Source organism: Duganella sp. S19_KUP01_CR8, assembly GCF_036688705.1.
Lineage (GTDB): Bacteria > Pseudomonadota > Gammaproteobacteria > Burkholderiales > Burkholderiaceae_D > Rugamonas.
The window spans coordinates 271,069-288,965 of sequence record NZ_JAQQPR010000003.1 but is presented as its reverse complement, the minus strand read 5'-3'; the positions used below and the strand labels follow the sequence as shown (position 1 = coordinate 288,965).

General features: G+C 65.8%; 16 protein-coding genes. 5 read left to right on the top strand and 11 right to left on the bottom strand.

Going from position 1 to position 17,897, the window contains the following annotated elements:
- Positions 1-102: 102 nt before the first annotated feature.
- The 3 genes from V6M89_RS04945 (at position 103) to V6M89_RS04935 (ending at position 2,222) form a co-directional block, all read left to right on the top strand.
- Complete coding sequence (locus V6M89_RS04945; protein ID WP_332852139.1) at positions 103-357, top strand: AbrB/MazE/SpoVT family DNA-binding domain-containing protein; 255 nt, start codon at positions 103-105, stop codon at positions 355-357.
- Positions 357-719: a type II toxin-antitoxin system PemK/MazF family toxin gene (locus tag V6M89_RS04940; RefSeq protein ID WP_332852138.1), complete on the top strand. Its 363-nt coding sequence runs from the start codon at positions 357-359 to the stop codon at positions 717-719. The genes V6M89_RS04945 and V6M89_RS04940 overlap by 1 nt, the downstream gene beginning before the upstream one ends.
- Positions 720-878: 159 nt before the next feature.
- Entirely contained in the window at positions 879-2,222 is a 1,344-nt protein-coding gene (locus tag V6M89_RS04935; RefSeq protein ID WP_332852137.1) for a diguanylate cyclase domain-containing protein, read from the top strand.
- Positions 2,223-2,250: 28 nt separating this feature from the next.
- On the opposite strand, the gene V6M89_RS04930 is transcribed toward V6M89_RS04935, so the two are convergent.
- The gene (locus V6M89_RS04930) at positions 2,251-2,418 is read right to left on the bottom strand and encodes a hypothetical protein (RefSeq protein WP_332852136.1); all 168 of its coding nucleotides are present in this window, start codon (positions 2,416-2,418) and stop codon (positions 2,251-2,253) included.
- Positions 2,419-2,471: 53 nt separating this feature from the next.
- Here V6M89_RS04930 and V6M89_RS04925 point away from each other — a divergent pair, with 53 nt between their 5' ends.
- Both V6M89_RS04925 and V6M89_RS04920 read left to right on the top strand, forming a co-directional pair.
- Positions 2,472-5,195 (top strand): TonB-dependent receptor, encoded by a 2,724-nt coding sequence (locus V6M89_RS04925; RefSeq protein ID WP_332852135.1) that lies wholly within the window; start codon positions 2,472-2,474, stop codon positions 5,193-5,195.
- Between the two features lie 155 nt (positions 5,196-5,350).
- Positions 5,351-7,609, top strand: coding sequence for a glycoside hydrolase family 3 C-terminal domain-containing protein (locus V6M89_RS04920; protein ID WP_332852134.1), 2,259 nt, complete (start codon positions 5,351-5,353; stop codon positions 7,607-7,609).
- A 4-nt stretch (positions 7,610-7,613) separates the two neighbouring features.
- Here V6M89_RS04920 and V6M89_RS04915 read toward each other — a convergent pair whose 3' ends face one another.
- The 10 genes from V6M89_RS04915 to V6M89_RS04870 form a co-directional block, all read right to left on the bottom strand.
- Entirely contained in the window at positions 7,614-9,290 is a 1,677-nt protein-coding gene (locus V6M89_RS04915) for a sodium:solute symporter family transporter (protein ID WP_332852133.1), read from the bottom strand.
- Between the two features lie 188 nt (positions 9,291-9,478).
- Entirely contained in the window at positions 9,479-11,011 is a 1,533-nt protein-coding gene (locus V6M89_RS04910) for a cryptochrome/photolyase family protein (protein WP_332852132.1), read from the bottom strand.
- Positions 11,008-11,436, bottom strand: a complete 429-nt coding sequence (locus tag V6M89_RS04905) for a nuclear transport factor 2 family protein (RefSeq protein ID WP_332852131.1) — start codon at positions 11,434-11,436, stop codon at positions 11,008-11,010. The genes V6M89_RS04910 and V6M89_RS04905 overlap by 4 nt, the downstream gene beginning before the upstream one ends.
- Entirely contained in the window at positions 11,433-12,212 is a 780-nt protein-coding gene (locus tag V6M89_RS04900; RefSeq protein ID WP_332852130.1) for an SDR family NAD(P)-dependent oxidoreductase, read from the bottom strand. The genes V6M89_RS04905 and V6M89_RS04900 overlap by 4 nt, the downstream gene beginning before the upstream one ends.
- On the bottom strand, positions 12,200-12,733 hold the full coding sequence (locus tag V6M89_RS04895; protein WP_332852129.1) for a DUF3833 domain-containing protein: 534 nt from the start codon (positions 12,731-12,733) through the stop codon (positions 12,200-12,202). The genes V6M89_RS04900 and V6M89_RS04895 overlap by 13 nt, the downstream gene beginning before the upstream one ends.
- Positions 12,730-14,040: an MFS transporter gene (locus V6M89_RS04890; protein WP_332852128.1), complete on the bottom strand. Its 1,311-nt coding sequence runs from the start codon at positions 14,038-14,040 to the stop codon at positions 12,730-12,732. The genes V6M89_RS04895 and V6M89_RS04890 overlap by 4 nt, the downstream gene beginning before the upstream one ends.
- On the bottom strand, positions 14,037-14,603 hold the full coding sequence (locus tag V6M89_RS04885; RefSeq protein WP_332852127.1) for a chalcone isomerase family protein: 567 nt from the start codon (positions 14,601-14,603) through the stop codon (positions 14,037-14,039). The genes V6M89_RS04890 and V6M89_RS04885 overlap by 4 nt, the downstream gene beginning before the upstream one ends.
- Complete coding sequence (locus tag V6M89_RS04880) at positions 14,572-15,777, bottom strand: cyclopropane-fatty-acyl-phospholipid synthase family protein (protein WP_332852126.1); 1,206 nt, start codon at positions 15,775-15,777, stop codon at positions 14,572-14,574. Before V6M89_RS04880 ends, V6M89_RS04885 begins: the two co-directional genes overlap by 32 nt.
- A complete protein-coding gene (locus V6M89_RS04875) occupies positions 15,774-16,538 on the bottom strand; it encodes a DUF1365 domain-containing protein (protein WP_332852125.1) in 765 nt (254 codons plus the stop codon). Before V6M89_RS04875 ends, V6M89_RS04880 begins: the two co-directional genes overlap by 4 nt.
- On the bottom strand, positions 16,535-17,818 hold the full coding sequence (locus V6M89_RS04870; RefSeq protein ID WP_332852124.1) for an NAD(P)/FAD-dependent oxidoreductase: 1,284 nt from the start codon (positions 17,816-17,818) through the stop codon (positions 16,535-16,537). The genes V6M89_RS04875 and V6M89_RS04870 overlap by 4 nt, the downstream gene beginning before the upstream one ends.
- Positions 17,819-17,897 lie beyond the last annotated feature (79 nt).

Sequence of the window (17,897 nt, the reverse complement as noted above, 5' to 3'; positions counted from 1 at the left end):
GGACGTAAAAGGGCAGCCGGTGTCCCCTTTTTGTCATGGCGTTCCGGCCCGTTGACATGGACCGGACCATGTATATACTTGTCGATACATCGGGAGGATATCATGGCAAAATCAGTAAATCTTACCATTCAACAGTGGGGCAATAGCCTGGCGGTGCGTATCCCGGCGGCGATTGCCAGATCCGCGCATTTTTCAGTAGGGCAGCCGGTGGAGGTGGTGCTGGAAGAATCTGGCGTTACTGTGCGGGCGGTGGGGGCTCCCAAGCTGTCGCTGGCTCAGAAACTGGCGCTGTTCGATCCGGCCATCCATGGCGGCGAGGTGATGGCGACGGCGCCGGTGGGCGTCGAGGAAATCTGATGGCGGCCAAAAAGACATGGTCACCCGATCGGCGCGATGTCATCTGGATTGATTGCAACCCACAGGCAGGCCGCGAAATCAAGGACACACATCCTCTGCTGGTGCTGTCACCCAAGGCATTTAACGAGCGCACTGGTATCGTTATTGGCCTGCCGATGACGACCGCATCCTACAACGACACCAACCCGTTTGCGATTCGATTTGTCGGCACACGCGGCGTTGTAAGCTATATCCTGGCGCACCAGCCTAAATCGTATGACTGGAAATGCCGGGGAGCGAAAGCGCATCCGATGAAACGAGCGCCGGAAGATGTGTTTGTACTGGCCTGCGATGCTCTGAACCAGATTATTGCGATAGGATAGCAGTACGAGATCGCCACATTTAATGCAAGGTGGCATTTTGATAGAGTCAATATTGCAAAATAGTCTTGCACCAACCCTAGTCCGTGGGTGTTGGTCTTTGGTCACAATCTGCGGGGGAATTGTCTTGGACAGCGATATTCGGTACTAGAATTGGCCGATATGCATAAAACTACAGCCGCCACGATAGCCCGCTTTGCCGATTTGCTCATGGACGCCGTCTGCATGGTCGATGCGGACGGCCGTTTCGTGTTTGTCAGCGCCGCCTGCGAGCGCATCTTCGGCTATGCGCCGCAGGAAATGATCGGCATGCAGATGATCAACTTGGTGGCGCCGGCCGACCGCGAGCGCACACTGGCGGCGGCGCGCGCCATCATGGACGGCCAGCCCACCTCCCGCTTTGAAAACCGCTACGTCCGCAAGGACGGCAAGATCGTCCACATCATGTGGTCGGCGCGCTGGTCCGAGACCGATCAGCTGCGCGTGGCGGTGGCCAGGGATATCACCGCCACCAAGCAGGCGGAAACGATGCAGGCGGCGCTGTATGCGATATCGGAAGCGGCGCATGCCAGCGACGACCTGCCGGCCTTGTTCCAGCAGATCCACCAGATTATCGGCGCCATGCTGCCGGCGCCCGGATTCGCGGTCGCACTACGGAGCGACAAGGAAGAATGCGTGGAGTTTTCCTATCACGTCAACGCCCATGGCCGCGCCTCACCGCCTCCGCTGGCGTGCTGGCTGGGCGAGCAGGTGCTGCGCAGCGGACAAGCTGTGCTGCTGACGCCGGCCACCGCCGCCGCGCTGCCGCCGGCATTGCAGGCGGACGGCATGCTGCCGGATTGCTGGCTGGGCGTGCCGCTGACGACCAGCCAAGGCAGCATCGGCGTGCTGATGCTGCAGAGCGGCGACGGGCCGGAGCAGTCCGGCTACACCGACCAGGACCAGGAATTGCTGATGTTTGTGTCCAATCAGGTGGCGACGGCGATCCAGCGCAAGCAACTGCATTCCCGGCTGCGCTTCATGGCCCAGCACGATGAACTGACCCAGCTGCCCAATCGCCGGCTGTTCCTCGACCGCTTGCAGATGGCGGTGGCGCGCGCCCAGCGCCACCAGGGCCGGCTGGCCCTGCTGTTCATCGACCTGAACAAGTTCAAGCAAGTCAACGACGAACACGGCCATGCCTGCGGCGACCTGCTGTTGCGCGAAGTGGCGCACCGGCTGAAGCACTGCGTGCGCGTATCGGACACCGTGGCGCGGCTCGGCGGGGATGAGTTCGTCATCATCGTGGAAGAAGTGCTGGTGGCCGATGACACGCTGCAGATCGTCGACAAGATCCACCAGGTGCTGGCGGCGCCTATGCTGCTGGCCACCGGCCTGGGCCTGGCGGTCACCGCCAGCGTCGGGGTTGCGCACTATCCCGAGCACGGCGCCGACATCGCACAGCTGATGCGCTATGCCGACCAGGCCATGTACGCCGCCAAGCAAACGGAAGAGCATTCCGGCTAGCCTCGGCAGCGCGATCCAGACAGTGGTGTTAATGCATGGCTCCTTCGGGAGCCATGTTCGTTTTGGCCCCGGTTGTGCCGATTTCGTACGTTTCCAGTGCTGAGACTGCCAAGACGTCATCAGCCGAGCCACGTAAGCTCTGTTGCGATTCGATAGCCTGTTGACGCACGCCATCGAAGCAAACCGGCAGTTTCATTACAACGATCCTCCACACGCGATGGGGGACGTCATCACTAGGAGACGAGTAATATGTTTCAGGAAAAAATATGTGTGCGCTGGGTGAAGTTGGCGCTGGCCTTGTTGTCGGCCCACGGCGTGGCGTACGCGCAGCTGGAGGAGGCGCCCAAGGCGGACGCCAAGATGGAGCGGGTGGAAATCACAGGCAGTAACATCAAGCGCATCGCGCAAGAGGGCGTCTCGCCGATGACCCTGATCACCAAGGAAGACATCAAACGCTCCGGCGCGACCTCGGTGCTCGACGTGCTGCGCAACCTGCCTTCGGTCGGCGGCAATGGCCGCGATTTCGGCGGCGGCAACGATTTCCGCAACGGCGCTACCACGGCCAGCCTGCGCGGCATGCCGACCCTGATCCTGTTGAACGGCAACCGCCTGCCGGTGTCCGGCTCGGACGACTCCAACGGCTTCACCTCGGTGGACTTGAACATGCTGCCGCTGGCGGCGATCGAGCGCATCGAGGTGCTCAAGGACGGCGCCTCGGCGATCTACGGCACCGACGCGGTGGGCGGCGTGATCAACTTCATCATGCGCCAGAACTACCAGGGCGTGGACCTGAGCACCAGCTACGGCACCACCACGCTGGGCGGCGGCGATGTGCGCAAGCTGTCGGTGGCCGGCGGCTACGGCGACCGCGCCACGCAGAAATTCAACCTGACCTACGCCGCGATGTACGAGGACACCAAGCGCATCAAGGGCACCGACCGCGACTGGGCCAACCACATCGACTTCGGCGCCAGCGGCGGCCTGCAGTACGCCAACGTCTACGGCGCCCACGGCACCGAGCCCGGCACGCTGTCGATCGGCGGCAATCGCTTCGCCGATCCGGAATGCGCGGCGGGCTCCAAGCTGCCTTATCCGAGCGGCGCCGAATGGTTCCCTTCGCCGACCCGCAACGGCTGCCTGGCCGCGACGGCGGAATTCACCGACCTGGTCAAGCCGTCGCGCCGCGCTGGCGCGACCGCCGCGCTGAACTGGGACATTGCACCGGACCTGACGCTGTTCGCCAACGCCTTCTTCACCAACTTCGACAAGCGCATCGTCGGCCAGTCGTCGTGGCTGCAGAACCGCGCGCGCAACAACCTGGTGATCCCGGCCTCGAATCCCTTCAACACCTACGGCAAACCGGTGACGGTGCGGCGCGATTTCCCGGTCTACGAGGGCGGCATCAAGACCAACGTCGACAACCTCTGGCTGCTGACCGGTCTCAAGGGCGAGCTGGGAGGCTGGGACTGGTCGGCGACCTTGTCGCACGGCGAGGAGCGGGGCCGCACCGATACCCTGGGCGCCTACAAGCTGGAGGAATTGAACAAGGCGGTCGACGATGGGCGTTTCAATCCCTTCGGCATCAACAAAAATTCGGACGCCCTGATCAGGGAGTTGTCGGGCGAGATGTATGTGAAGACCCGCAGCAAATCCGATTCCATCAAGGTGCAGGCCGCGACCGAATTCGGCGAACTGCCGGGCGGGAAGATCGGCGTCTCGGTGGGTTCCGAGCTTCGCAAGAATTCGCTGTCGTACACGCCGTCGCAGGATTGGCAGCAAGGCTTGCTGGGCCAGTACGCGGTGTTGCCGCCGATTTCTGGTTCGGAAAAATTGTCGGCCGTGTATGCGGAGCTGAGCCTGCCGCTGCTGAAGACACTGGAGGCGCAGGCCGCCGTGCGCTACGACAAATATGAGCTGGCCGGCGCCACCACCAATCCCAAGTTCGGCCTGAAGTGGAAGCCGAGCAAGGAGATCATGCTGCGCGCGAACTACAGCACCGGCATGGTGGCGCCGTCGCTGCCGCAGCGCTTCAGCCAGGGTCGCGACGCCTTCTATCAGACCAAGGACCCGCACCGCTGCGTCGAGGGTGATGTGTATTTCGATACCTACTGCACCCGTCAGGTCAAGGCGTCCAACGTCGGCACCAAGGATCTGCAGCCGGAGAAATCGAACCAGTACAACATCGGCTTCGTCATCGAACCGTTCAAGGACCTGAACATCGGCCTGACCTATTACGACATCAAGTGGAAAAACAAGATCGACATCCTCGATACCACGACGGTGCTCGATAACGAAGACGGCGCCTACAAGTCGCACGTGACGCGCGACGAAGTCACCGCCGACGATATCGCGGCCTATGCGGCGTTGTCGGCGGCCGACCGGGCGCGGCTGGGGCCTTTGCGCGGCCAGCTGTCCAACATCAAGACTGGCTGGGTCAACCGCTTCCAGTCGCACACCTCAGGCATCGACCTGGACGCGTCCTACACCTTCCGCACCGAGAAGCTGGGCCGCATCAAGGTGTTTAGCGAAGCCAACTACACGCTGCGCTACGACACGGTGCTGTTGGCCGACAACGTCTACATCAACTGCCCGAACAACACGTCGTGCGACACCGGCGAGTACGGCAATCCGCGCGTGCTGGCCAACGTCGGCGTGAACTGGGATTTGGGACCGTGGAGCGGCACCGGCATCGTCAAGTACGTGGCCGGCACCAAGGTCGACCGCTCACCGTCGGCCGTGCAGAACCAATGGTATGACTTCTATGCCAAGGGACGGCGGATTCCTTCCATCGCCACGCTGGACGCATCGCTGTCCTATTCCGGCATCAAGAACGCGGTGGTCCGCGTCGGCGCCAACAATGTGTTCAACCGCGATCCGGCCTTCGATCCTGGCTCTTCGCTGGGCTACAACGATAACTGGGGTGATCCGCGCGGCCGCTACGTGTATGTCAGCCTGGACTACAGCTTCAAATAAGCGTTGCTGACTATCCGGCCGCTTTCCTCCGGGAGGCGGCCGGATTTGTCGTTGTTGCGGAATATCGTTCCGGCTTTTCGTCATTTTCGTAATTGCCCGGCTTGCGCGCCGGGGGCACAATCGCCCGCAAACAATTCAGAAAGTGATGGAGACACATGAAATTTCAGAGAAAAATCAGCCTGATATCGGCCGCCGTGGCGCTTTGCTGCGGTAGCGTCGGCGCGCAAACCGGCGTTGCCGGCGAGACCGCCGTGCCGCTGGCCACGCCGTGGATGAATGCGCAGCTGGGCGCGGAGGAGCGGGCCCGCCTGGCGGTGGCGGCGATGACGTTCGACGAGAAGCTCAAGCTGGTCTACGGCTACTTCGGCGCCGACATGGAGTCGAAAAAGACCACGCGGCCGGCGCCGTCGCACAAGCAATCGGCCGGCTTCATCTACGGCGTGCCGCGCCTGGGCATCCCCAACCTGTGGGAGACCGACGCCGGCCTGGGCGTGGCCAGCCAGGCCGGCCCTGACGTGCGGCCGGGCACGGCGCTGCCGTCCGGCTTGAACACGGCGGCCACCTGGGACCTGCAGACCGCCTATGCGGGCGGCGCCATGATAGGCGCCGAAGCGCGCGCCTACGGCTTCAACGTGCTGCTGGCCGGCGGCGTCAACCTGATGCGCGAGCCGCGCAACGGCCGCAACTTCGAGTATGCGGGCGAGGATCCCCTGTTGTCCGGCAAGATCGTCGGCGCGCAGATCAAGGGCATCCAGTCGAACCGCGTGGTGTCCACGCTCAAGCACTTTGCCCTGAATGACCAGGAAACCGGCCGCACCACGCTCAACGTCAGGATCGACGACCGTTCGGCGCGCATGTCGGACCTGCTGGCGCTGCAGATTGCTTACGAAGAGGGCAATCCCGGCGCTGTCATGTGCTCCTACAACCGCATCAACGGCGCCTATGGCTGCGAGAGCAGCTATCTGCTGAACGAGGTGCTGAAGAAGGACTGGGGCTTCAAGGGCTGGGTGATGTCGGACTGGGGCGCGACGCACAGCACGGTGCCGGCCGCCAATGCCGGGCTGGACCAGCAATCCGGCATGCCGTTCGACCTGGCCGATTATTTCGGCCCGCCGCTGAAGGAGGCCGTGCTGAACGGCTGGGTGCCGCAGGCGCGCCTGGACGACATGGTCCGCCGCATCCTGTATGCGATGTTTGCACACGGCGTGGTGGACCACCCGGTGGCGCCGGCGCCTGAGACGATCGACTTCACTGCGCACGCGGCGGTGTCGCGCAAGGATGCGCAGGAGGGCATGGTACTGCTGAAGAACAGCAACGGCGCCTTGCCGTTGAAGCGCGCCGCCAAACGGATCGCGGTGATCGGCGGCTATGCCGATCGCGGCGTGCTGGCCGGTGGCGGTTCGTCGCTGGTGTATCCGGCCGGTGGCAATGCGGCGGCCGAGCTGACGCCCAAGACCTGGCCAGGCCCGGTCATGGTCTATCCGTCGTCGCCGCTGAAGGCCATCCAGGCCCGGCTGCCGTCGGCCACGGTGGCGTACAACGACGGCAGCGACCGCGCCGCAGCGGCCAAGCTGGCGCGAGACAGCGACGTGGTGCTGGTGTTCGCGACCCAATGGACGGGCGAGGGCTTCGACATGCCCAACCTGTCGCTGCCCGACAAGCAGGACGAGCTGATCGCAACGGTGGCGGCGGCCAACGCCAACACCGTGGTGGTGCTGGAAACCGGCGGGCCGGTGACCATGCCGTGGCTGCCCAAGGTATCGGCCGTGCTGGAGGCGTGGTATCCGGGCACCAGCGGCGGCGAGGCGATTGCCGGCGTGCTGTTCGGCGAGGTCAATCCTTCAGGCCATTTGCCGGCCACCTTCCCGGCATCGGAATCGCAATTGCCGCGCCCGGCGCTGGACGGTTTCCCCGAAGTGGCGGACCGGCGCTTCGATGTCGACTACAGCGAAGGCGCGGCGGTCGGCTACAAGTGGTTCGACCTGAAGGGGCTCAAGCCTTTGTTCCCATTCGGCCACGGCTTGTCCTACACCGAGTTTGCTTTCTCGGACCTGGCCGCCAGCGTCAAGGGCGGCGTGCTGCGGGCATCGTTCACGGTGAAGAATGTGGGCAAGGTGGCTGGCAAGCAGGTGGCCCAGGTCTACGTGTCGCCGCTGACGGCGCGCTGGGAAGCGCCCAAGCGCCTGGCTGGCTTCCAGAAGGTCGAGGTGCAGCCGGGGGCGGGTGTCCAATCTTCCGTCACGGTCGATCCGCGTTTGCTTGCGGTCTATGACTCGGCATCGAAGACGTGGAAGGTCGCCAAGGGCGATTACAAGCTCTCCCTGGCGACCAGTGCTGCCGACGACCAGGCCGTCAGCACCGTGGTTCATCTGGAGGCCGCCGTTTATGATGTGAACGGCAAGCGCTCCCGTTAAATCGTTACCACCACAGGCTGTAGATCGTCGTCAGCGCGACGGCGATCACAGCCGAACCCAGCGCGAAAGCGCCGTCAACGCGGAACAGCGAGGTATCGATATGCATGTGCTTCGATAAGCTGTCGCGCTTGACGCCGGCCATTTTGCTGATCACGACCATGCCGGCCACCACCACCCAGAACACGATGAACATGCGGTCGAGGAAGGGGATCTCGGCCAGGCCGCTGGCGGTGACCTTGGCAAAGCCGATCGGCACCAGGAACGACAGGTCCATCATCGTCGGCAGGAACTTCAGCACGATCGAACCGACCAGGCCGCCCAAGGTGGCGAACATGGCCGCGCCGGCCGTGGTTTTTTTCCAGAAGAAGCCCAGTAGGAACATGGCCAGGATGCCGGGCGAGACGAAGCCGGTGTATTCCTGGATGTACTGGAAGCCGCCTTTCTTGTCGATGCCCAGCATCGGCGCGATCAGCACGGCCAGCACCATCGCCACCACCACGCTGACGCGGCCGATCCACACCATGCGCTGCTCGCTGGCCTGTTTGTTGAAGGCCTTTTTGTAGATGTCGAGCGTGAAGATGGTGGCGATGCTGTTGGCCTTGCCGGCCAGCGAGGCCACCACGGCGGCGGTCAACGCGGCGAAGGCGATGCCCTTCAGTCCCGATGGCAGCAGGCCCAGCAGGATAGGGTAGGCGCGGTCGGGATTGACTTCGCCGCCGACCTTCATGGCGTCGCCCAGCGCGCCGGACTTGTCGAGCGCATACGCGGCGATGCCGGGCAGGACCACGATCACCGGCATCAGCAGCTTCAGGAAGGCCGCGAACAGCAGGCCCTTGCGGGCGGTCGGCAGGTCGGCGCCCAGGGCGCGCTGGGTGATGTACTGGTTGCAGCCCCAGTAGTTCAGGTTGACGATCCACATGCCGCCCAGCAGCACGGACAGGCCCGGCAAGTCCATGTAGTTCGGATTGTCGCGCGTGAGCACCATGTCGAAGTGGTCGCGGGTATGGTTGTACAGTTCGGACAGGCCGGACAGCGCGCCTTGCTTGTGCGCCAGCGCGGCCACCATGTCGAGCGCCAGCCAGGTCGTGACCAGGCCGCCGACCACCAGGCAGGTCACCTGCACCACGTCGGTGTAGCCGATCACCTTCATGCCGCCCAGCGTGATCACCGCCGCGAACACCGCCAGGAACAGCATGCAGGGCAGCAGGGCGATGCCGGACAGGCTGCTGATGGCCAGCGCGCCCAGATACAGGATCGAGGTCAGGTTGACCACCACGTACAGGCCCAGCCAGAACAGCGCCATCGTGGTCGCGACCGCCTTGCCGTAGCGTTGTTCCAGGAACTGCGGCATGGTGTAGATGCGGTTCTTCAAATAGACCGGCATGAAGAACACGGCCACGATGACCAGCGTGGCGGCGGCCATCAGTTCATACACGGCGATCGCCATGCCGATGCGGAAACCGGAGCCGCTCATGCCGATGAACTGTTCGGCCGAGATGTTGGAGGCGATCAGCGAGGCGCCGATGGCCCACCAGGTCAGCGAGCCTTCGGCCAGGAAGTAGTCGTGCGAGGCCGAGCCGGAGCCGGCCTGCTTGCGCCGGTAAATCCAGATGCCGTAGCCTGCCACAAGGATGAAATAAAAAAGAAAGACGATCACGTCTATGGTTGAAAAAGTACTCATGCGGTGCTCACGATAAAGGGTTGTCTCCGGGTTGCCGGCCTTGCTGCGGCCGGCGCCCTTTTTTTGATGAATCTGCCAAGGGGAAATCTTAGGCGATTTGGGCCTGTCTTTTCCAATAAGACTTTTGCACTCAGCTATATTGTTTGGGTAGGGGTAGGCCGTATCGGGAGCGGAAACGCTACCGGAAGTTACAAATCAGCCAGGCGCGCGCGGGTTGCGGCGGCCTGTTCCTGCAGCGCTTGCCGGTCGGCGGCATCCATGCGGTGCAGTTGGCGATAGACCATGCCGAGGCGATGGTTGCCGCCCAGCCGTTGTTCGTTCCTGGCAAAAAAGTCCCAGTACAGCGCGTTGTAGGGGCAGGCGCGCTCGCCGATGCGCAGTTTTTTCTGGTAATGGCAGCCTTTGCAGTAGTCGCTCATGCGGTCGATGTAGGCGGCGCTGGAGACGTAAGGCTTGGTCGCCAGTTGGCCGCCGTCGGCATACTGGCTCATGCCCAGCGTGTTGGGCAGCTCCACCCATTCGAAGGCGTCGATGTAGATGCCCAGGTACCACTGATGCAGCTCCTGCGGCGACAGCCCCGCCAGCAAGGCAAAGTTCCCGATGACCATCAGGCGATTGATGTGATGGCTGTGCGCGTGCTGCAGCGACTGGCCGATCGCCGTCGCCAGGCAGCGCATCCGGGTCTCGCCGCTCCAGAACCAGTGCGGCAACGCGGTCGCATGGCCGAAGGCGTTGAGCTGGTCGTAACCGGGCATGCGGTGCCAGTAGACGCCGCGCACGTACTCGCGCCAGCCGAGGATTTGCCGGATATAGCCTTCGGCCGATTCCAGCGGCACGGCGCCGTCGCGCCATGCGGCCTCGACCCGTTCGACCACCGTGCGCGGATCGAGCATCTTGGTGTTCAGTGCGAACGATAGCAAGGAGTGGAACAGCCGCCAGGCGCGCAGGCTCATCGCATCCTGGTAGCGGCCGAAATGTGGCAGGGCATCGCGCACGAAGCTGTCCAGCTGCTGCAGCGCTTCCTCCCGGTTGAGCGGCCAGGCGAAGTCGCCGGCCTGCGGCTCGCCGAAGCTGCGCACGCCGGCGGCCTCGATGGTCTGCCACAGGGCGCTGTGGTCGTGCCGGCCGCGTGGATCGACGGGCTCCCACGGCAGGCCTGGCCAGGCCTCGCGGTTGTCGTGGTCGAAATTCCACTGGCCGCCGGCCGGGGCGCCGTTCCCGGTCATCAGCACGTCGTGCCGCTTGCGCATGTGGCGGTAGAACGGTTCCATCACCCAGGCGGCGCGGGCGTTGAAGAACTGCGCGGCCTCGTGGCGTCCTGCGTAGAAGTGTTCGCTGTCGTCCATGCTGGCGGGGATCGACAGGCCGGCGGCGTAGTCCGCCAACTGCCGGTCCAGCCGCCATTCGTCCGGCGCCTGCCAGGCAAAGGCGTCCGCCGCATGGTGCGCCAGCAGGTAGTCCAGGTTGGCGGGCAAGGACTGGCGGTTGTCCGGGGCGTCGATGGACAAATAGTGCACGCGGTGTCCGGCCGCGCGCAGCCGGCGCGCCAGATCGCGCATGCCGGCAAAGATGGCGATGATCTTCTGAGCGTGATGCAGCACGTAGTCGGTTTCCTGGCGTATTTCCATCAGCACGAACACGACGTCCGGCGACGGCTGCGCAAACCAGCTGTGGCGGCAGTTGAGCTGGTCGCCCAGGATCAGCTTGAGCGTCTTGCTCATGACGCGGGCATGGGGACGCGGAAGCGGCCGCGCAGCCAGCGTATCGGCGCGCCGACCAGCGGCAGCTTTTGCAGCAGTTCCTCGGCCGCGTCCCAGTAGTCGCGGTGCATGACGACCAGGCCGGCCTGGTTGAAGCGCAGATGGCTGCTGCCTTCGATCTGGAAAGGCACGCCGCGCAGGCTGAACACGAACATCCAGGTGACGAAAGCCTGGTCGCCCTGCGCCATGCGTTCGCCGATGATGAAGCGCGGCTGCTCGGTATGGACGAACATGTGGCGGAAGATCGCTTCGATCGCGGCGATGCCCCGCACGTCGTTGAACGGGTCGCGGAACTGCGCGTCGGCGGCATAAAATTTGCCGGCTTGGGTCACGCTGTCGGGCGTCAGCGACGCGTACCAGGCCAGCAGTGGTTCGGGATCGGTCATTGCGGCACCAGGAAGTGAGTGATTACGGCAAAACGCCAGCGGTAGGGCAGCCAGCGCAGCAACTTCACCAGCCGCGTGAAACGCTTGGGGAAGTGGATTTCGAATTCGCCGGCGGTCAGGCCACGGCAGATCGCCTTGGCCGCCGCCTGCGGCGTCTGCAAGGCCGGCATGGGGAAGGCGTTCTGCGCGGTCAGCGGGGTTTGCACGAAGCCCGGATTGATCAGGTAGACGTTCAGTCCGCGCGGCCGCAGGTCGGTGTACAGCAGTTCCGCCAGGTTGATCAGCGCCGCCTTGCTGGGGCCGTAGACGCTGGCGTTGGGCAGGCCGACGTAGCCGGCCACGCTGGCGACGATGGCGACGCCGCCGCTGCCGCGCGCCAGCATGTCCGGCAGCACGGTGGCCAGGCCGGTGTAGACGCTGCCCAGGTTCACCGCCAGCGTGTGGGCGGCGCCGGCGGCGCTGACATCCCAGCTGCGTTCCGGATGGTAGGCGGCGGCGCAGAACACGATCAGGTCGACGCCGCCCGCCTGCGCGCAGATATCATGGTAGCGCGCGCTCCACGCATCGTGGTCGAGGATGTCGAACGGCGCCACGATGGCCTGCGCATGGCCGGCGGCCACCGCTTGCAGCAGGTCGGCGCGGCGGGCCGACAGCGCCACCCGCGCGCCGGCCTGCAGCAGCTCGACGGCCAGCGCGGCGCCGATGCCGCTGGAGGCGCCTACCAGCCAGACCCGCTGGCCGGCCCAAGCCGCGATCGGCCGGTTCAGGGCGCGCATGCGCGTCTCCGGAACATCAGCGTCACTTGCCCCAGCTCGACGCCGAACTTGCCCATGCTGGCGCGGTTGATCATGGTGCAGTCGTCGATCAGGAACATCCAGTCGTCGAAGCGCATGTCGTAGCTGCGGCCGTCCACCGGCAGCCGCAGCGTGTACTGCCAGTGCAGCGCGTTGCCGGCCAGTTCGCCCAGCGCCTCTCCTTCGACGTCGTCGGCGCGGCCGTGCCAGACGCCGTCGGCCGCGCGCGTCAGGCGCCAGACGCGGCGCTGGCTGCTGCCGTCGTCGTAGCGGAACTGTTCGTCCAGCGTCAGCGTGCCGTCGACGCTGGTGCCGGTGATGACGACATGGAAGCGCTTGACCACGTCGCCGCTACGCCGCTGGAACATGCCCCAGGCGTCGGTGGTGCCGTTGAAGTAGGCCGGCAGGTCGAGCGCCGGCTGCAGCGCCTTGTATTGCTGGACGTCGGGGCCGGCGCAGCCGGCAAGCAGGGCCAGCAACAGGCCGGTGAACAGGGTTTTCATGATGTACTCCGGTAACGGCAGGCGGGAACCGACGTTGGCGCAGCGCGCCACAGCGCCGCCATTGCCAGCAGTTTCAGTAAGCAGGGCAGGGCGGCATACACCAGCGCCAGTGCGCCGCCGGTGGCGCCGGCCATGCCGGGCCGGTAGCCGAGCGCGGCCAGCAGCGGCAACGCCAGGCCGGACAGGGCCAGCGCCAGCTTGCCCAGCAGCGTCAGCACGCCGTAGTAGGCGCCGGCCGCCTCGTCGGGCGCGAGCGTCTCGGCCAGCAGCACCGGCGGCATGGCCAGGTCGGCGCCCAGCGCCGCGCCGGCGGCGACGCAAACCGCAAAGTAGGGCAGCACGTCGCCGGCGCCCAGCAGTCCGGCGCCGGCAAAGCTGGCGATCGACAGCGCCATGCCCAGTCGCCAGCAAGGCAGCACGCCGATGCGGCGCGCCAGCGCGGTCCACAGCGGCAAGCCGCAGGCGGCGGCGATGAAGTAGCAGCCCAGGAAGGCGCCCGCCAGCGGCGCGGCCCGCAACTGGTCGCCGATGAAAAACAGCGCCAGCGTCGCCGGCAGCGAGACCGAGCAGGCATTCAGGAAATACGGCGCGAGCAGGCGCCGGAAGCCGCGATTGGCCGCCATGCGTCGCTGCGTCGCGCGCCAGTCGCCGGCCGGCTGGGGGGCGGCCGGCCACGCCGGCGCCAGCTTCAGCAGCGCCAGCAGCGCGGCCAGCAGCAGCGCCGCGAACGCCAGGCTGTAGAGACCCATGCGGGCCGGGATGCGGTCGGCGGCGCCGCTCATGATGGTGGCGGGGATCACGCTGGCGATGATCATGCCCGCCAATCCCGCGCCCTCGCGCCAGGCCGCGGCCGGCAGCCGGGCGCCGCCGTGTTGCGCGGCGCCGCCGGACAGGCGCGCGCCCCAGGTCAGGTAGGCGATGTTGAGCATGCTGTGGGCGCTGTAGGCCAGCACCAGCATGGCGCCCAGCCACAGCGTCGGCGACACGCCCGCGCCCGGCGGCGCCCACAGGCCGGCGAAGGCCAGCGCCAGTACTGCGCCACCCAACGCCAGCCAGCGCTTGATGCCGCCGCGCAGGCCGTCGATCAGATGGCCCTGCAGCGGATCCTGCAGCGTGTCGAGCAGGCGCGCCGCGAACAGCACCCATCCCAGTTCGGCCAACCCAACGCCGCGCAGCACGCTGTAGTAGGCCGCCACCTGCAGGTACACGGGCAGCGCGGCCATCGCCAGCGGCAGGCCGAGCAGGCCATACGCGGGCAGCCGCCACCAGCGCGGCTGGCTGTCCGACGGCTTGGTCGCGGTGGTCACTGCGGCGCTCCCATCAGTTTGCGGCGCAAGTCCTGGTCGCGCGTCTCGCGGTCCAGCCAGATGCCGAAGAAGGCAAGGGCCAGACCGACGTCGTCGATGTCGGCCAGCAGCCGTTGCTGGTTGTAGAGGCGCATGCCGTGGCCGGGCAGGTAGACGCCGATCAATTCGTCACCGGACGCGACGTCGGTGAAGGCGCGCTCCAGCGCGCGTTCCCATTGCTGCAAGGTGGCCGCGTCCAGGCCGGCGCCGCGCAGGCGCCGCATTTCATCCAGGCTGGTCTGCACCAGGCGCTGGCGGCTGATGCTGCGGTAGTAGCGCAGTTGCAGCGCAAACGCCGCCTGCGGCTGGAACGGCCGCTGCTGCGCCCACAGCGTGGCGTGATAGATGCGGAAGCCCAGCCAGCTCAGCTCGCCGTCACCCAGCCGCTCGGCTTGCGGCAGCTCGTCTTGCCAACTGGCGGCGTGGCACGCGCTGGCGAGCAGCAGGCCGCCGATCGCCAGCCAGCGCCAGGCGCGTAGCCAGCGTGCCGGCTCAGGATTTTTGCAGCAGGAACTGGACGACATCGGTTCTTCCCTCGTCAAAGGCGGCTTCGCAATAGGCGAAGTACATATGCCAGATCCGCATGAAATGCTGGTCGTAGCCCTGGCCGGCGATTTGCGCGTGGGCGGCGTTGCACTGGGCGTTCCAGCGGCGCAGCGTTTCGGCGTAGTCGCGGCCGAAGGCGTGGCGCTGCAAGGGCCGCAGGCCGGCGCGCGCGGCGTGCCGCTCGAAGCGCTCTATGCTGGGCAGCATGCCGCCGGGGAAAATGTACTGCTGGATGAAATCGGTGCTGCTGCGATAGCGCGGGAAGAATTGCTCGCCGATGGTGATCGACTGGATCAGCGCCTGGCCGCCGGGCTTCAGGCGCGCCGCCACCGTCTTGAAATACTGGTTCCAGTATTGCTCTCCAACCGCCTCGAACATTTCGATCGACACCACGGCGTCGTATTCGCCGTCGAGGTCGCGGTAGTCGCACAAGGCCAGTTGCACCCGGTCCTGCAGCTTCAGCGCCTGCACGCGGCGCTGCGCGACCTCCAGCTGCGACGGCGAGATCGTCACGCCATGCACGTGGATGCCTTGCTGCGCCGCGTGTTCCGCGAATCCGCCCCAGCCGCAGCCGATCTCCAGCACGCGCTGGCCGGGGCGCAACTGCAGCGTGTCGATGATGCGCTGGTATTTGCGCTGCTGCGCGGCCTGCAGCGACAGGCTGTGGTCGCCGTCGAACAGGGCGCTGGAATAGGTCCAGCTGGGATCGAGCCACAGCCGGTAGAAATCGTTGCCGATGTCGTAGTGGGCGTGGATGTTGCGCGCGCTGCCGCTGCGGGTGTTGGGCCGCAGCCAGTGGCGCAGCCGGTACCAGCAGCGCGCCAGCGCACCGCCGAACAGCATGCGGTCCAGCGACGCTTCGTTGCGCAGCGCCAGGCGCAGCAGCGCGGTCAGGTCGGGCGTATCGACCCAGCCGGCGGCATAGGCCTCGGCAAAACCGATGTCGCCGGCGCGCAGGATGCGCTGGCAGGCGCGCCAGTCGTGCACGGTCAGGGTGGCGCCGGCCGGCGCGTGGGCGTCGCCGAACACCATGCGGGTGTTGCACGGCGTGACCAGTTCCAGGTGGCCCTGGCGAATATTGTTGAGCAGCGTGAGAAACCATCGGGCGCCGACTGGCGCCGACGGCAGTTGGGTCGACAAGGTGCGGTTCATCGGGCGGTCTCCTGGTGCACGGTGGTGTGGTCGGCGGGGGCGGGCGGCTTGCGGAAAAACGGTACGCGCTTCAGCCACAGCCTGAGCGCCTGCCAGTGGATGCGGGCGACGATGCCTATCCCCAGCAACGGATAGCGCAGCAGGGCGCCGGCCAGTGCGCGGTCGGTCATCGGCATCGGGCGGCCGCTGAGCGCGGTCTTCAGCAGCAGGCCGTGGTCGTCGTGATAGTCCAGTCCGGTGCAGTGGCTGGCGCCGCTCAGCCGGAAGCGGAAACGATAGTGTCCCTGCACCGCGCAAAACGGCGACACGTGCAGCTGCTTGGCGGCCGCGCACGTGCCGTCGGCGGCGATGCGCAGCAGATAGCGGTGGCTTTCGCCGAAGGTGTTGTTGACCTCGGCCAGCACGGCGCACAGCCGGCCGTCGGCGGCGTGGCAATGCCAGAAGCTGACGGGATTGAAGGCGTAGCCGGCCATGCGCGGAAAGGTCTGCAGCCAGATCTCGCCGTCGGCGGCGATGTCATGCTCGCGCAGCAGCGCGCGCATCCACAGTTCCAGGCTGGAGCCGTCGTGCGGGCCGTAGTCGCGGCGGCGGATCGACAGCGGCCGCCAGCGGTCGACCCCGAACCAGCCGGAATTGCAGGCGTCCAGGCGGGCCAGGTTGAGACGCACATACAGCACCGGGTAGACGAAGCGGTGGCGCACCGGCCGCAGGCGCGCGTGCATCACCTGGCCGTGCACCAGCTGGTGGGCGGGCTGCTTCATGGCAGCGTGGCCCAGTCCGGCGCGACGTCGAATGCGGCGGCGATACGCAACGCCGATTTCAGGCCGTCCTCGTGGAAGCCGTAGCCGGTCCAGGCGCCGGCGTACCAGATGCCGCCGTTGCCCTGGATCTGCGCCAGTTGCTGTTGCGCCCTGATCGTGGCCTGGTCCATGATCGGGTGGGCGTAATCGAATTGGGCCAGGATGGTGTCGGCGGCCGGCAAGGCATGCGGATTGAGCGTGACCATCAGCGGTGTCTTGAACGGCAGCGCCTGCAGCTGGTTGAGCCAGTAGCTGACGCAGACCGGGCGCTGGCCTGACGACTGCGAGCCGGCCAGGTAATTCCAGGCCGCCCACACCTTGCGCCGGCGCGGCATCAGGCCGGTGTCGGTGTGCAGATAGGCGGTGTTGGGCTGGTAGCGCACGGCGCCGAGGATGGCGCGTTCGGTCTCGCTGGCGTCCGGCAGCAGGGACAGCGTGGTCGGCGCATGGGTGGCGCACACCACCGCGTCGAAGTTCTCTGCGCCGGCGGCGCTGCGGACGATCAGCTCGCCGGCGGCGCCGCGCCGCACCGCCTTGACCGGCGTGCGCAGCCGGCAGTCCGGCAGGGTGGCGGCGATCTTCGCGACGTAATGGCGGGCGCCGTCCGCCACCGTGCGCCATTGCGGGCGGTCGTTGATTTGCAGCAGCGCGTGGTTGAGGCAAAAGCGCAGAAAGGTCGCGGCGGGGAAGTTCAGGATATCGTTCGGCGAACTGGACCAGATGGCGGCGGCCATCGGCAGCAGGTAGGCGTCGCGGAAACTGGCGCCGTAACCCTGCTGTTTCAGCAGCTGCCCCAGGCTCAGGCCGCCTTGGGTCGACTCTTGCAGCAGGCGCCGGGCATGGCGGTTGAAATGCAGGATATCCCACAGCATGCGCAGGAACGACGGCGAGCCCAGGTTGGCGCGTTGCGCGAACACGGTGTCGAGGCTGGTGCCGGCCCATTCCAGCTTGCCGTGGTCCATGGAAACGGCGAACGACATATCGCTGGCGTTGCTGGCCACGCCCAGTTCGTCGAACAAGGCCACCAGGTTGGGATAGGTGTGCTCGTTGTAGACCAGGAAGCCGGTGTCGACGCCGTGGCTGCGGCCTTCGAGCGTCACCTCGACGGTATTGGTGTGGCCGCCCAGATAGTCGCCGGCCTCAAACAGCACGACATCGTGCTTGCGGCTGAGGAAATAGGCGCTGGCCAGGCCGGAGATGCCGGAGCCGATGACGGCGATGCGTTTGCGTGTTGGATTCATGTGCTGTTGTGGGTTATTCTGGCCGCGGTTCTACCGGCGTGCTAATATTACTACCACCAAACAACAAAAGCTACTGATT

Excerpts from the sequence above, each read along its gene's own strand:
- V6M89_RS04945 (WP_332852139.1), top strand. The coding sequence starts at position 103 with ATGGCAAAATCAGTAAATCTTACCATTCAACAGTGGGGCAATAGCCTG.
- V6M89_RS04940 (WP_332852138.1), top strand. The coding sequence starts at position 357 with ATGGCGGCCAAAAAGACATGGTCACCCGATCGGCGCGATGTCATCTGG.
- V6M89_RS04935 (WP_332852137.1), top strand. The coding sequence starts at position 879 with ATGCATAAAACTACAGCCGCCACGATAGCCCGCTTTGCCGATTTGCTC.
- V6M89_RS04930 (WP_332852136.1), bottom strand. The coding sequence starts at position 2,418 with ATGAAACTGCCGGTTTGCTTCGATGGCGTGCGTCAACAGGCTATCGAA.
- V6M89_RS04925 (WP_332852135.1), top strand. The coding sequence starts at position 2,472 with ATGTTTCAGGAAAAAATATGTGTGCGCTGGGTGAAGTTGGCGCTGGCC.
- V6M89_RS04920 (WP_332852134.1), top strand. The coding sequence starts at position 5,351 with ATGAAATTTCAGAGAAAAATCAGCCTGATATCGGCCGCCGTGGCGCTT.
- V6M89_RS04915 (WP_332852133.1), bottom strand. The coding sequence starts at position 9,290 with ATGAGTACTTTTTCAACCATAGACGTGATCGTCTTTCTTTTTTATTTC.
- V6M89_RS04910 (WP_332852132.1), bottom strand. The coding sequence starts at position 11,011 with ATGAGCAAGACGCTCAAGCTGATCCTGGGCGACCAGCTCAACTGCCGC.
- V6M89_RS04905 (WP_332852131.1), bottom strand. The coding sequence starts at position 11,436 with ATGACCGATCCCGAACCACTGCTGGCCTGGTACGCGTCGCTGACGCCC.
- V6M89_RS04900 (WP_332852130.1), bottom strand. The coding sequence starts at position 12,212 with ATGCGCGCCCTGAACCGGCCGATCGCGGCTTGGGCCGGCCAGCGGGTC.
- V6M89_RS04895 (WP_332852129.1), bottom strand. The coding sequence starts at position 12,733 with ATGAAAACCCTGTTCACCGGCCTGTTGCTGGCCCTGCTTGCCGGCTGC.
- V6M89_RS04885 (WP_332852127.1), bottom strand. The coding sequence starts at position 14,603 with ATGTCGTCCAGTTCCTGCTGCAAAAATCCTGAGCCGGCACGCTGGCTA.
- V6M89_RS04880 (WP_332852126.1), bottom strand. The coding sequence starts at position 15,777 with ATGAACCGCACCTTGTCGACCCAACTGCCGTCGGCGCCAGTCGGCGCC.
- V6M89_RS04875 (WP_332852125.1), bottom strand. The coding sequence starts at position 16,538 with ATGAAGCAGCCCGCCCACCAGCTGGTGCACGGCCAGGTGATGCACGCG.
- V6M89_RS04870 (WP_332852124.1), bottom strand. The coding sequence starts at position 17,818 with ATGAATCCAACACGCAAACGCATCGCCGTCATCGGCTCCGGCATCTCC.